Origin of the sequence: Palleronia aestuarii (genome assembly GCF_003253995.1) — a bacterium.
Lineage (GTDB): Bacteria > Pseudomonadota > Alphaproteobacteria > Rhodobacterales > Rhodobacteraceae > Palleronia > Palleronia aestuarii.
The window spans coordinates 1-12,465 of the sequence record NZ_QKZL01000019.1 but is presented as its reverse complement, the minus strand read 5'-3'; the positions used below and the strand labels follow the sequence as shown (position 1 = coordinate 12,465).

Sequence of the window (12,465 nt, the reverse complement as noted above, 5' to 3'; positions counted from 1 at the left end):
CCTGCTAGATCAGACGGTCGGCATCGACTGGAACATCCAGATCTCCGTCAGCCGCTGGTCGTAGCCCTCCACATGCGCCATGAGCTCGATCACGGCGCCGGGCTCGGTCTCGGACGCGGGCTCCACGTCGAAGGCGAGCCGCCACGTCCCGGTGCCCTCGATCTTGAAGAGCACCGGATCGACGACCTCGCCGCCCGTCACGGTGATCTGCGGCACCACCTCCGCGTCGGGCGCCATGCGCGCGAGCAGACCGCCCTCGAAATCGACCACGAACTTGCGCGCCTGCCCCTCGTAGGGGACGCCAGAGATGCCGCCCTGACCGGTCCGGGTCTCGGCCACATGCGCGAGCCGCGTACCGTCCTCGGGCATCATCATGCCCCAGACGAGGCGGTAGCTGTACTCCCGCGCCTCGCCCGCGCGGGGGCTCTCGTCGGGCTGCCAATAGGCCACGATGTTGTCGTTGGCCTCGATATCGGTGGGGATCTCCACGAGTTGCACCGTCCCGGGGCCCCAATCGCCCTGCCGCTCGACCCGGATGGAGGGGCGATCCTGGTAATGCGCCCCGGCATCCTGGTAGCTCTCGAAGCGGCGGTCGCGCTGGTAGAGACCAAAGGCACGCGCGTCCGGTTCTGAGAAGATCGATTTCGAGAGCCGCGGCGGATTGTTGAGCGCGCGCCAGAGTACGTCGCCATCGCCGCGCTCGATGATCAGCCCCTCGCTGTCGTGGACCTGCGGGCGGTAATCGTCGAAAGCCGACCGGTTCGCCTCGGAAAAGAGGAACATCGAGGTGAGCGGCGCCACGCCGAGATTGGCCACGTCGGTGCGGAACCTCAGCCGCGCGGTCACGTCCATCGCCGTTTCGCGCCCGGGCGTGACGACGAAGCGGTAGGCGCCCGCGACGCTGGGGCTGTCCAGGAGCGCATAGAACGTGATCGTCCGCGCGCCGGGCGCGGGCCGCTCGAGATAGAACTCGATGAAGGTCGGGAATTCCTCCGGCCGCTCGCTCGCCGTGTCGATGGCGAGGCCGCGCGCGCTGAGCCCGTAGGCATTGCCGCGCCCGAGCGCCCGGAAATAGCTCGCCCCCTGGAACGCCAGGAGCTCGTCGTAGATGTCCGCGCGGTTCAGCGGGTAATGGATGCGGAAGCCCGCCACGCCCGGAAGCTCCGCATGCGGGGGCAGCACGTCGGCGGCCTCGTGACGGTAGTCGAAATCGTCGGTGGTGAAGACGAAGTCCTGCTCCGTCCCGCCGTCGACGTCGTGGAGCGGCACCGCGGCCGGAAAGAGCCAGCCCAGGTGGAAGGCGTGGAGCCGGAAGTTCGAGCCCGGGAAATCCCAGCGCGCAGCGGTGGGGTCGAAGGCGATCTGGCGGTAGAGATCGTAGCTCAGGCCCTCGGGCAGCCCCTCGGCGGGTTCGGGCGCAGCATAGGGCGCGCCCGCGAGCTCCTCGGCCCGCGCGGTCAGCATGTCGAAGTCGAAGGGCCTCGCCTCCTCCTCGGGCGCGTCCTGGGCGGCACCCCGCCCGGGCAGAAAGGACGTCGCGAGAAGCGCCGTCGTGGTCATCAAGAAGCTCCGGCGCGAGAGCGCTCTGCATGTCGTCATGGTCGGTCCCGTTCCCTGTCCCCGCCCCCTCCTAGCAAGGCGCGCGGGGAGTGGCGAGTTGTCCCTGTCGGCAGGTCCGGAGATGGGCGTGTTCCGGCCCGGCCGGCCATGCGCTTGCTGCAACGCGGCATTGCCTCGCCGTTCGTTGTGCGTCTGCAGCATCGTGGCTAGGTCGGGTTCAACGGCAGCACACTGCAGCAAAAGGATTTCGTTCATGGCCCATACGAGCACCGCTTCCTTCTCCCCCCGTCCCTTCGCCGGCCTTCGTGCCCGCCTCTCCGAGGCCGTTGCGGCCACGGCGGCGCGGCGGGCGCAGCATCGCGACTACCGCCGGGTTCGCGAGGAACTCATGGCACTCAGCGCCCGCGACCTCGCCGATATCGGCATCGGGCGCGACCAGATCGACACGATCGCGCGGGACCACGCTTACGGCGCCTGATCGCGCCCGTCGTATCCCCCGTTTCATTGCCCGCCCGGTGACGCCGGGCGGTCCGGCCCTATCTCGCGGAGGGACAGGCCACATGGGGGAGCCGATGTATCTGACGATGAACCGCTTCAAGGTCGCGCTCGGCCAGGAGAGCGCCTTCGAGGAGATGTGGCTCAGCCGCGACAGCCACCTCAAGGAGGTGGACGGGTTCGTGGCGTTCCACCTCATGCGCGGCGCGACGAAGGACGACCATACGCTCTACGCCTCGCACACCGCCTGGCGCGACCGGGCGGCCTTCGAGGCCTGGACGCGCTCGGACGCGTTCCGCGCCGCCCATAGCGGCGTGCGCCCGAAGACCGATCTCTATCTCGGCCCGCCCGAACTCGAGATCTTCGAGAGCATCCAATCCGTTTCGGCTTGACCCGCATCTTTCCCATAACTAGCTAGTCAGATAGCTAGCCAGTTTTGGGAATGGGTCATGCTGACGTTGCAGGATGCGAAGAACCGGTTCAGCGCCGTGGTCGAGGCCGCGCTCGCGGGCCGGCCGCAGGAGGTCTCGCGCCGTGGCAAGCCCGCGGTGGTGATCGTCGCGGCCGCGGAATATGCCCGCCTCGTCGCCGGGGCCAGCGCGCGGCGCGAGAGCTTCGCCGACCATCTCATGGCCTTCCCGGGCCTTCCCGAGGAGGAGACGGACCGCGCCTCGGCGGCCCCGCGCGACGTCGCCTTCTGAGATGTACATCCTCGACACCGACGTCGTCTCCGCGGCCCGGCGGCCCGACCGCGCGCCGCAGGTCGCGGCCTGGCTCGGCGGGCAGGCGGAGGCGAATCTCTACCTGAGCGTCGTCACCCTGGGCGAGATCGCCCGCGGCATCGCGCTGCAGCGCGCGCGCAATCCCGCCTTCGCTACCGATCTCGCCGCCTGGCTCGAGCGAACGGTCACGCTCTTTTCCGACCGCATCCTCGACTTCACGGCGGAGGATGCGCGGGTCTGGGGCGCGCTCTCGGCCGAGATCGGCCATCCCGGCGCCGATCTGATGATCGCGGCACAGGCGCGCGTCCGCGGCGCCGTCGTGGTGACGGGCAATTCCCGCGATTTCGCTCCCGCAGGTGTCGAGATCACCGATCCATTCAGGATCTAGGTCGCCCCGCATATACCTGATTGGTATGTGAAAATTATAGGCGTCTACCGGTCCAACGGGCCAGCACGCCCACGATGCCTTCCCGGAAGAGAAGCACGCCCAGGACGAAGATCACGCCCTGGATGATCGTGACCCAGGCGCCGAAGCTCGCGAGGTAGTTCTGCAGTGCGACGATCACCGTGGCGCCGACGAGCGGCCCGAAGATCGTGCCCATCCCGCCCAGGAGCGTCATCAGCACCACCTCGCCCGACATCGACCAGTGGACGTCGGTGAGCGAGGCCAGCTGGAAGACCTGGCTCTTCGTCGCGCCCGCAAGCCCCGCGAAGGTGGCCGAGAGGGTGAAGACCGCGAGCTTGTAGCGGTTCACCCGGTAGCCCAGCGAGATCGCGCGCGGTTCGTTCTCGCGGATCGCCTTCAGGACCTGGCCGAAGGGCGAGTGGACGATGCGGTAGAGGCAGAGGATGCCGCCGAAGGTCACGGCGAGGACGAAGAAGTAGAGCGCGAGGTTGCTGCCCATCGGCACGATCCCGAAGAGGTCGCCGCGCGGCACGGACTGGATCCCGTCCTCGCCGCCGGTGAATTCGGCCTGGAGCGCGAAGAAATAGACCATCTGCGCGAAGGCGAGCGTGACCATGGCGAAGTAGATGCCCTGCCGCCGGATCGCGAGCGCGCCGATGGCGAGCCCGAGAAGGGCCGCAGCCGCCGTGCCCGTCAGCACGGCGAGCTCGGGCGTGAAGCCCCAGACCTTGGCGGCATGGGCCGCGATGTAGCTCGCCCCGCCGAAATAGGCGGCATGGCCGAAGGACAGGAGCCCACCGAAGCCCAGGAGCAGGTTGAAGGCGGCGGCGAAGAGCGCGAAGCACATCGCCTTCATCGCGAAGACCGGGTAGACGAGGAAGGGCAGCACCAGGAGCGCCGCGAGAAGGATCGCGAAGATCGCCTTGTGAAGCATGGGCATGCCGCTCGATGCGGGGCTCGCGGCGGAGGGCACGGGGTCAGTCGCGGTCTCGGCCATCACGCGCTCCTCCCGAAGAGGCCTTCGGGCTTCAGCATCAGCACGATCGCCATGATCACGAAGATCACCACCGAGGACGCCTCCGGGTAGAAGACCCGCGTCAGCCCCTCGACGAGGCCGAGCCCGTAACCCGTCACGATCGCGCCGAGGATCGAGCCCATGCCGCCGATCACCACGACCGCGAAGACCACGATGATGAGATCCGCCCCCATGTTCGGGTTCACCGAGTAGATGGGGGCTGCGAGCACGCCCGCGAAGCCCGCGAGCCCCACCCCGAAGGCGTAGGTCAGCATGATCATCCGCGGTACGTTGATCCCGAAGGCGCCCACCAGCGTCGGGTTCTCCGTCGCGGCGCGCAGATAGGCGCCGAGCCGCGTCTTCTCGATTGCGAACCAGGTCGCGAAGCACACGATCACGGAGGCCACGACCACCCAGGCGCGGTAGTTCGGTAGGAACATGAAGCCCAGATTGTGCCCACCCGCGAGAAGGTCGGGGATCTGGTAGGGCTGCCCGGAGATGCCGTAGGCGTCGCGGAAGATGCCCTGCAGGATCAGCGCCACCCCGAAGGTCAGCAGGAGGCCGTAGAGATGGTCGAGATGGTAGAGTTTCGACAGCGCCAGCCGCTCGAGCACGAGACCCGAGGCGCCGACAACGATGGGGGCCGCGAGAAGCGCCCACCAATAGCCCACGCCGAGATAGGCGCCGAGCATCCAGGCCACGAAGGCGCCCAGCATGTACTGCGCGCCGTGGGTGAAGTTGATGATGTTGAGAAGCCCGAAGATCACCGCGAGCCCGAGCGACAGCACGGCATAGAAGGACCCGTTGATGAGGCCCAGGAGAAGCTGGCCCATCAGGACCTGCGGCGTGATTCCCAGAAGTTCGAACATCGGCCTGCCCGGATGGTGGAAGGGATGGGCGCGGGCCTCGCGGGGCCCGCGCTGCAAGGAGCGTTCAGCCCGCCTCTTGCGAGAAGTCGCATTCCTCGAGCATCGGCAGCCAGGCCTCCTCGCCCGCGATCACCGCGTTCTGGGTATAGAGATCCCATTCGCTCTCGGATTCGTCGGGCGACTTGACCTCGAAGAGGTACATGTCGTGGATCACCCGCCCGTCGGCGCGCACGTAGCCCTCGCCGAAGAGCGGGTCGTCGAAGGGCTCGGCCTTCATCTCGGCCACCACGGCCTCCCCGTCCTCGGCCGAGCCCAGGGCTTCGACCGCGGCGAGATATTTCATGACGCCCGAATAGACCCCGGCCTGCACCATGGTGGGCTTGGCGCCGTGCATCTCCTCGAAGCGGGCGGACCAGTCGCGGGTGGCGTCGTCCTGGTCCCAGTAGAAGGCCTCGGTGAGCTGCAGGCCCTGCGCCGTCTCGGCGCCGAGCGCGTGGACGTCGGTGATGAACATCAGAAGCGCGGCGAGCTGCTGGCCCGACTGGGTGATGCCGAACTCGGAGGCCTGCTTGATCGCGTTGACGGTGTCGCCGCCCGCATTGGCGAGCCCGATCACCTTGGCGCCGCTGCCCTGGGCCTGCAGCAGGTAGGAGGAGAAGTCGCGCGCCGGGAACGGATGGCGCACCTCGCCCATCACTTGGCCGCCCGCTTCCTCCACCACCTCGGCGGTGTTCTCCTCGAGCGAATGGCCGAAGGCGTAATCGGCGGTGAGGAAGAACCAAGTGTCGCCGCCGGCTTCGGTGATGGCGCTGCCCGTGCCCTTGGCGAGCGCGGCGGTGTCGTAGGTCCAGTGCACCGTGGTGGGACGGCACTGGCCGCGGGTGAGCTCGGTCGAGCCCGCGCCCGAATTGATGAAGACCTTGTTCGCGTCCGCGGTGATGTCGGCCACGGCGAGCGCCACCGACGAGGTCGGCACGTCGAGGATCACGTCGACCCCGTCCTGGTCGTACCATTGGCGTGCGACGTTCGAGCCGATATCGGGCTTGTTCTGGTGATCGGCGGAGACGATCTCGACGTTCATCCCCTTGCCCTCGGCGTCGAAATCCTCGACCGCCATGCGCGCGGCCACCACCGAACCCTCGCCCGAGAGGTCGGCATAGGTGCCCGAGCGGTCGTTGAGGACGCCGAGCGTGACGTCGATCGCCTCCTGCGCCGCGGCGGGGACGATTGCGGCGGCGAGCGCGAGGCTCGCGAGGCCAGGCCCGAAGATCGTGGATCGTCTCATATGGTCTCTCTCCCTGTTTGCGGCGCGTCCGGGCGCCCCTTCTTCGTCACACGCCCAGATAGGCCTGTATCCTGTCCTTGTTGTCCTCGAGCGCCTCGGCGGGGATCATGTCGACCACCCGCCCCTGGTCGACCACGTGGTGGCGGTCGGCGACCGAGGCCGCGAAGCGGAAGTTCTGCTCCACGAGCACGATAGTGAAGCCCTCCTCCTTCAGCGCCCGGATCGTGCGCCCGATCTGCTGCACGATGACGGGCGCGAGCCCCTCGGTCGGCTCGTCGAGGAGCAGGAGCCGCGCGCCGGTCCTGAGGATCCGCGCGATGGCGAGCATCTGCTGCTCGCCGCCCGAGAGCTTGGTGCCCTGGCTGCGGCGGCGTTCCTTGAGGTTCGGGAAGAGGTCGTGGATGCGTTCCACCGAAAGACCGCCTTCGGCGATCCGGGGCGGCAGCATCAGGTTCTCCTCCACCGAGAGCGAGGCGAAGATGCCCCGCTCCTCGGGGCAGAAGGCGATCCCCTCCCGCGCGATCCGGCGCGGCGGAAGGTCGATGAGTTCGCGGCCGGCATGGGTGATCGATCCGGTGCGCTTGCCGAGGATGCCCATGATCGCGAGGAGCGTGGAGGTCTTTCCGGCCCCGTTGCGGCCCAGAAGCGTCACCACCTCGCCCTCGCGGACCTCGAAATCGATGCCGTGGAGCACGTGGCTCTCGCCGTACCAGCCCTGGAGGTTCTCCACCTTCAGAAGCGGCGCGCCTTTCCCGGCCCCGGCCTCACTCATGCTCCGCTCCGATATAGGCCTCGATCACCTCGGGCGCCTTGGAGATCGTGGCGTAATCCCCCTCGGCCAGGATCTCTCCGCGCGCGAGTACGGTGATCCGGTCCGACAGGTCCGCCACGACCGACAGGTTGTGCTCCACCATCAGGATCGTACGGTCCTTGGCGATGCGCCGGATGAGCGCGGAGATCCGCGCGACATCGGCCTCAGCCATCCCCGCCATCGGCTCGTCGAGCAGCAGCATCTCGGGCTCGAGCGCCAGCGTCGTCGCGATCTCGAGCGCGCGCTTGCGCCCGTAGGAGAGTTCCGCCGCGCGATGGCCCTCGAACTCCGAAAGCCCCACCTCCGCGACATGACCCCGCGCCTCGTCGTCGTAGCGCGCGAGCGTCTTCTCCGAACGCCAGAAGTCGAAGCTCTCGCCACGCCGGCGCTGCAGCGCGATGCGGACATTCTGCAGTACCGTAAGGTCTGGGAAGACCGCCGAGATCTGGAACGAGCGGACCATGCCGAGCCGGGCGATCTCCGCGGGCGCCATCCGCGTGATGTCGCGCCCCTCGTAGGTGATCTTGCCCCGCGTGGGCTGCAGGAATTTCGTGAGAAGGTTGAAGCAGGTCGTCTTGCCCGCCCCGTTCGGCCCAATCAGGGCGTGGATCGTCCCCTTCTCCACGGCGAGCGAGACGTCGTTCACGGCGACGAACCCCTTGAACTCCTTCGTGAGCCCCACCGCTTCGAGCGCCACCCCCATCCGGCCGCCTCCCTGACCCGTTCACCGCGGGCCATGAGAACGCAAGCCCCGTGCGACTGCAAGCGCGGCGCAGCGTGACGTGGGGTATCTTCGCCCGTCGCGGCCGCGCTCAGGTCGGCGCGGCATCCGCGACGGGCCGACGCGCGCGGACCCAGTTGAGCGCGAGGATCGCGGCGAGGCCCACGGCCCCCGCACTCTCCACCGCGAAGGAGGGATGGAAGACGGCGACCGTCGCGGGAATGACGAGAAGCCGCGAGACGATGTTCATCGGCCCAAAGAGGAAGCCCTCGAGCGCTGCCGCGAAGGCCGCGAGAGCCAGCGCGCAGATGATCCCCGTGAAGATCACGTACCAGACCGGGCCGCCCAGGATGATCTCTGGATTGTAGACCATGAAGACCGGGATGAGGTAGAGGCCCTTGGCGAACTTCCAGGCCTGGACGCTCGTCTCGAGCGGTTTCGAGCCCGCGATGGCCGCGCCCGCGAAGCCCGCCAAGGCTATGGGCGGCGTCACGTTGCTGTCCTGCGAATACCAGAACACGACGAGATGCGCGATGAGGAGCGGGATGCCGAATTCCTGGTTCAGGGCCGGGCCCACGAGCACGATCAGCACGATGTAGGAGGCCGTGACCGGCAGTCCCATGCCGAGGATCAGAGAGGCCAGCAGCACCAGGATCAGTGCGAGGACGAGGTTGCCGCCCGAAAACGCGATCATCATCGAGGAGAACTTGAGCCCGAGCCCGGTGAGCCCCACCACGCCCACGATGACGCCCGCGATCGCGCAGGCCATCGACACGGCGACGGCGTTGCGCGCGCCCAAGGAGAGCGCCTCGACGAGGATCCGGACGCCTGCACGGAGGGAGGCCGCGATCCGCCCGGCCGTCGCGGGTGTCCCCCGGCGCGGTTCGAGCACGAGGATCTCCACCGCGCGCCTGAGAAACGCCACCGCGACCACCGACAGGATCGCCCAGAACCCCACCCGCATCGGCGAGAGGTTCTGCACCAGGAGGAAGATCAGGATGAAGAGCGGCAGGATGAACTGCCAGCCATCCTTCAGCACGTCGCGCACCACGGGCAACTCGTCCGCGGGCATTCCCGACATGCCGCGCTTCATCGCGACGATGTGGACGAAGAGATAGACCGTGCCGAGATAGAGGATCGCCGGGTAGATCGAGACAAGCACGATGTCGATATAGGGTACGCGGGTGTATTCGGAGATGAGGAACGCGCCCGCCCCCATCAGGGGCGGCGTGATCTGGCCCCCCGTCGAGGCCGCGGCCTCGATGCCGCCGGCCTGCGCGGGGCGGTAGCCCAGCCGCTTCATCAGCGGGATGGTGAAGGCGCCGGTCGTCACCACGTTGGCGATGGCCGATCCGCTGATCGAGCCCATGCCGGCGGAGGCCAGAACCGCGGCCTTGGCGGGTCCGCCGGGCTTTCGCCCCGTCGCGGCATAGGCGAGATCGATGAAGAACTTGCCCGCCCCCGTCACCTCGAGAAAGGCACCGAAGAGGACGAAGACGAAGATGTAGGTCGCGGCCACGCCGAGCGGCAGGCCGTAGATTCCCTCCTGGCCCAGGTAGAGCTGGCCCACTAAGCGGTCGAGCGAGTTGCCGCGATGCTGCATCAGCCCCGGCAGCCAGTCGGTGAGCCAGGGCAGCGCGCCCCGCGAGCCCGCGAGACCGTAGAGGATCGCCACGACCCCGATCAGCGTCATCACGAGGCCGATCGCCCGGCGGCTCGCCTCGAGCACGACGACGACGGTGAGGATCCCCATCCAGATGTCGGTCTCGCTCCAAAACCCCGCGCGCGAGAAGATCGCGTCGAGGTTCCAGACGAGATAGGCGCCGGAGGCCACGGAGGCCGCGAGGAAGGCGCCGTCGACCACCCATCCGACGAGGCCCCGCGGCCGCTCGCCGAAGACCGGGAAGATCAGGAAGCAGAGCACCATGATGAAGGAGAGGTGGATCGAGCGCTGGTAGAAGAGCCCGAGCGGCTCGATCCCGGCGCTGTAGAGCTGGAAAAGCGACAGCGCCACGCCCACCGCCACGATCGCCCAGAGGACGGGGCGGGGCTGGGACGTCGTCCCGCTCATGTCGGTGAGCGTGCGGGCGCGTTCTTCGGGATCGGACATCGGCGCTACTCCGTCAGGCGCAGGATGACACGCGCGCCCGCCGCGCGCGCCGTCAGGTCATAGGTCTGGCCGCCCGCCTCGATGCGGTGACCGACCCGGGGGCCGCCCACGCGCAGCGGCAGCGCGTCGCCCGGAACGGGTTCGTCGATCCCCTCGATCCAGTAGCCGCCGCCGGGAGCCGCGACCACATGCCCGCGGCCCGGTACCTCGCCCAGGCCGGCGGCGTAATCGTGGAGATAGGAGCGGTCGAGCACCATCCGCCCGTCCGCGTTCACGAAGCAATCGGCGACCGCGCCGCCGGTCACGGAATGGGCCCATTCGAGGCACCACCCGCCGCCCCGGGGCACCGCGATCTCGTAGATCGGCCCGTCCGGGCCCTCGACCGACAGCGTCCCGCCCGCGGCCGGGAGGGCCAGGACGGCAAGGAGCGCCGCGGCGCCCCCCCTGCCCGCCCGCGCGTCACGGACGCAGATCGTCCGGGATCTCCGCCCCCGCTTCCTCGTAGTAGCGGATCGCACCCGGGTGGAACGGGATCGGCGTGGAGGAGACGGAGAACTCGACCGTCGTGTCGTTGGCGGCCGGATGCACCGCGATGAGCTCGTCCACGTGCTCGAACATGTTCATGGTGATCTGGTAGGCCAGCTCCTCGTCCATGTCGGCATTGACGACGAGCACGTTCGGGATGGAGATCGTCTGCACCGGCTCCTCCATCCCCTCGTAGAGATCGGGTTGCAGCGTGTAGGCGGCGAAGACCGGCTCGGCTTCCTGCGCCTTGGCGATCTCCTCGTCGGTCAGGGGCACGATCCGGATGTCGGCGGTCGCCGCGAGGTTCAGGATCGAGGAGGTGGGCGGCCCGACGCTCCAGATGCCGGCGTCGATGTCGCCGTCGCGAAGCGCGTCCGCCGTCTCGTTGAAATTGAGCCGCTCGGGCGTGATGTCGTCGTAGCTGATCCCGTTCGAGGTCAGCACCTGCTCCGCGTTCACCTCCGTGCCCGAACCTGGCGCGCCAACGGAGACGCGCTTGCCCACGAGGTCCTGCAGGCTCTCGATGCCGCTGCCCGCGAGGGTCACGATATGTACGGCGTTGGGATAGATCGAGGCGATGGCCTGCGCGTCGACGGGCCGGTCGGTGAACGGATCGATCGTGCCGTTGACCGCGGCATAGGCGGTGTCGGCAAGCACGATCGCGAGATCGCTCTGCCCTTGCGCGATGAGCGCCATGTTCTCCACCGAGGCGCCGGTCACTTCCGCCACCGCGGAGGCGCCGTCGATATGGCGTCCGATGAGTTCCGCGAGGCCGCCCCCGTAGGGATAATAGGTGCCGCCCGTTCCGCCCGTGGCGATCGAGAGATCCTGCGCGGAGGCGGCCGTACCCAGGGCCAGCGCGGCCGCGAGGCCCAGTCCAAGATGCTTCATGTCGTTCCTCCCATGATTTTCGAGCGCGGAAGCCCCTCTGGAACATCCGCGCTGCCTGCCGCTATCGGGGCCGGTTTTGCGCGGTTTGTCAAACCCATCCACGTCCGTTGCCCCGGTCGTGCGCCCCTAGGATCAGGGTTCATAATCAATAGATGACGAGAGGCGAGAGGGCGATTGCTGAAAGGAAGACTTTTGGACATGGGTCATAGCGGGTTGCCTCACGCCTCCAGTTCTTGAGCCTTTCAAACATGATTTTGATTTGGTTGCGCAGCTTGTAGCGGCGCCCGTCGTATCTGACCGGGGTCTTCCGCTCTTTCCGGTCAGGAATGCAGGCACGCATTCCCTTGTGCCGTAAAGCTTCTTGAAGCCAGTCGGCATCATAGCCGCGATCGCCGAGCAGCTATTTGACTTTTGGAAGGACACCGAGCAGCGCCCGTGCGCTGATGTAATCACTGACCTGACCGGCAATGACGAACAGGTCGATCGGTTTTACTTGGCCGTCGCAGATGGCGTGCCGTTTCGTGTTCATGCCGACTTTGGTTCGCCAGATCAGGCGACCAAGCCTCCATTGTCAGCGGCCATGCTAGTCGCCGTTCGGTAAGCTCTTAGGCCGTTCGGCCGTCGGCTCAGACCGTGTATGGATGGCCCTTTGGCAAGGGCCATGTTCGATTTGATCTTCCCCCGGTTCGGTAGGGACGATTGGGCCACCATGCGTTCTATGGCGGCGGGTGAACGATATCCCAACGCCGAGTGGAGGCAGTGCGTATCGTACCAGCCCTTGATCCACGCGAACAGATTGCGGCGCGCTTCATCCCTGGTGGCGTAGCTGCGGTGGTAGATGCGCTCGGTCTTCAGCGATCTGAAGAAGCTCTCCATGGGGGCGTTGTCCAAACAGTCGCCCTTTCGGCTCATGGAGGGAACGATTTTCGCCTTCTTCAGGGCCTTGCGTTAGGCTCAGGACCCATTGATTGACGACGTTGGTCGTGATTCAGGCTCCGCGAGGAGACAACATGCATGAGCAACCTGTTTTGGCTGACCGAGGCGCAGATGGCGCG

The 12,465-nt window shown here is 67.5% G+C and carries 13 protein-coding genes and 2 pseudogenes; 4 read left to right on the top strand and 11 right to left on the bottom strand.

Going from position 1 to position 12,465, the window contains the following annotated elements:
• Nucleotides 1-9: 9 nt before the first annotated feature.
• Nucleotides 10-1,560, bottom strand: coding sequence for an OpgD/OpgG family glucan biosynthesis protein (locus LX81_RS16315; protein WP_234822654.1), 1,551 nt, complete (start codon nt 1,558-1,560; stop codon nt 10-12).
• Between the two features lie 253 nt (nt 1,561-1,813).
• Between LX81_RS16315 and LX81_RS16310 the strand changes: the two genes are divergently transcribed.
• The 4 genes from LX81_RS16310 to LX81_RS16295 all read left to right on the top strand — a co-directional run bounded on the left by LX81_RS16310 (nt 1,814) and on the right by LX81_RS16295 (nt 3,165).
• Nucleotides 1,814-2,038, top strand: coding sequence for a DUF1127 domain-containing protein (locus LX81_RS16310; protein WP_111538387.1), 225 nt, complete (start codon nt 1,814-1,816; stop codon nt 2,036-2,038).
• A gap of 94 nt (nt 2,039-2,132) precedes the next feature.
• Nucleotides 2,133-2,447, top strand: a complete 315-nt coding sequence (gene hmuQ, locus LX81_RS16305) for a heme-degrading protein HmuQ (RefSeq protein WP_111538425.1) — start codon at nt 2,133-2,135, stop codon at nt 2,445-2,447.
• Nucleotides 2,448-2,504: 57 nt separating this feature from the next.
• Entirely contained in the window at nt 2,505-2,756 is a 252-nt protein-coding gene (locus LX81_RS16300) for a type II toxin-antitoxin system Phd/YefM family antitoxin (protein WP_111538386.1), read from the top strand.
• A 1-nt stretch (nt 2,757) separates the two neighbouring features.
• Complete coding sequence (locus LX81_RS16295; protein ID WP_111538385.1) at nt 2,758-3,165, top strand: type II toxin-antitoxin system VapC family toxin; 408 nt, start codon at nt 2,758-2,760, stop codon at nt 3,163-3,165.
• A 34-nt stretch (nt 3,166-3,199) separates the two neighbouring features.
• Here LX81_RS16295 and LX81_RS16290 read toward each other — a convergent pair whose 3' ends face one another.
• The 10 genes and pseudogenes from LX81_RS16290 to LX81_RS16245 all read right to left on the bottom strand — a co-directional run.
• On the bottom strand, nt 3,200-4,180 hold the full coding sequence (locus LX81_RS16290) for a branched-chain amino acid ABC transporter permease (RefSeq protein WP_111538384.1): 981 nt from the start codon (nt 4,178-4,180) through the stop codon (nt 3,200-3,202).
• On the bottom strand, nt 4,180-5,067 hold the full coding sequence (locus tag LX81_RS16285; protein WP_111538383.1) for a branched-chain amino acid ABC transporter permease: 888 nt from the start codon (nt 5,065-5,067) through the stop codon (nt 4,180-4,182). Before LX81_RS16285 ends, LX81_RS16290 begins: the two co-directional genes overlap by 1 nt.
• Before the next feature lie 64 nt (nt 5,068-5,131).
• Nucleotides 5,132-6,352, bottom strand: coding sequence for an ABC transporter substrate-binding protein (locus tag LX81_RS16280; protein ID WP_111538382.1), 1,221 nt, complete (start codon nt 6,350-6,352; stop codon nt 5,132-5,134).
• 46 nt (nt 6,353-6,398) lie between these two features.
• The gene (locus tag LX81_RS16275; RefSeq protein ID WP_111538381.1) at nt 6,399-7,124 is read right to left on the bottom strand and encodes an ABC transporter ATP-binding protein; all 726 of its coding nucleotides are present in this window, start codon (nt 7,122-7,124) and stop codon (nt 6,399-6,401) included.
• Nucleotides 7,117-7,866, bottom strand: coding sequence for an ABC transporter ATP-binding protein (locus LX81_RS16270; protein ID WP_111538380.1), 750 nt, complete (start codon nt 7,864-7,866; stop codon nt 7,117-7,119). The genes LX81_RS16275 and LX81_RS16270 overlap by 8 nt, the downstream gene beginning before the upstream one ends.
• 109 nt (nt 7,867-7,975) lie before the next feature.
• Nucleotides 7,976-9,994, bottom strand: a complete 2,019-nt coding sequence (locus tag LX81_RS16265) for a TRAP transporter permease (protein ID WP_111538379.1) — start codon at nt 9,992-9,994, stop codon at nt 7,976-7,978.
• A 5-nt stretch (nt 9,995-9,999) separates the two neighbouring features.
• Nucleotides 10,000-10,341: a DUF1850 domain-containing protein gene (locus tag LX81_RS16260; RefSeq protein ID WP_234822653.1), complete on the bottom strand. Its 342-nt coding sequence runs from the start codon at nt 10,339-10,341 to the stop codon at nt 10,000-10,002.
• A gap of 112 nt (nt 10,342-10,453) precedes the next feature.
• A complete protein-coding gene (locus tag LX81_RS16255) occupies nt 10,454-11,410 on the bottom strand; it encodes a TAXI family TRAP transporter solute-binding subunit (protein ID WP_111538378.1) in 957 nt (318 codons plus the stop codon).
• Nucleotides 11,411-11,555: 145 nt separating this feature from the next.
• A pseudogene (locus tag LX81_RS16250) lies at nt 11,556-12,019 on the bottom strand (IS5 family transposase); the annotation flags it as partial.
• 93 nt (nt 12,020-12,112) lie between these two features.
• A pseudogene (locus LX81_RS16245) lies at nt 12,113-12,358 on the bottom strand (integrase core domain-containing protein); the annotation flags it as partial.
• Nucleotides 12,359-12,465 lie beyond the last annotated feature (107 nt).

Excerpts from the sequence above, each read along its gene's own strand:
- LX81_RS16255 (WP_111538378.1), bottom strand. The coding sequence starts at position 11,410 with ATGAAGCATCTTGGACTGGGCCTCGCGGCCGCGCTGGCCCTGGGTACG.
- LX81_RS16315 (WP_234822654.1), bottom strand. The coding sequence starts at position 1,560 with ATGACCACGACGGCGCTTCTCGCGACGTCCTTTCTGCCCGGGCGGGGT.
- LX81_RS16270 (WP_111538380.1), bottom strand. The coding sequence starts at position 7,866 with ATGGGGGTGGCGCTCGAAGCGGTGGGGCTCACGAAGGAGTTCAAGGGG.
- LX81_RS16285 (WP_111538383.1), bottom strand. The coding sequence starts at position 5,067 with ATGTTCGAACTTCTGGGAATCACGCCGCAGGTCCTGATGGGCCAGCTT.
- LX81_RS16290 (WP_111538384.1), bottom strand. The coding sequence starts at position 4,180 with ATGGCCGAGACCGCGACTGACCCCGTGCCCTCCGCCGCGAGCCCCGCA.
- hmuQ (WP_111538425.1), top strand. The coding sequence starts at position 2,133 with ATGTATCTGACGATGAACCGCTTCAAGGTCGCGCTCGGCCAGGAGAGC.
- LX81_RS16265 (WP_111538379.1), bottom strand. The coding sequence starts at position 9,994 with ATGTCCGATCCCGAAGAACGCGCCCGCACGCTCACCGACATGAGCGGG.
- LX81_RS16280 (WP_111538382.1), bottom strand. The coding sequence starts at position 6,352 with ATGAGACGATCCACGATCTTCGGGCCTGGCCTCGCGAGCCTCGCGCTC.
- LX81_RS16275 (WP_111538381.1), bottom strand. The coding sequence starts at position 7,124 with ATGAGTGAGGCCGGGGCCGGGAAAGGCGCGCCGCTTCTGAAGGTGGAG.
- LX81_RS16310 (WP_111538387.1), top strand. The coding sequence starts at position 1,814 with ATGGCCCATACGAGCACCGCTTCCTTCTCCCCCCGTCCCTTCGCCGGC.
- LX81_RS16295 (WP_111538385.1), top strand. The coding sequence starts at position 2,758 with ATGTACATCCTCGACACCGACGTCGTCTCCGCGGCCCGGCGGCCCGAC.
- LX81_RS16300 (WP_111538386.1), top strand. The coding sequence starts at position 2,505 with ATGCTGACGTTGCAGGATGCGAAGAACCGGTTCAGCGCCGTGGTCGAG.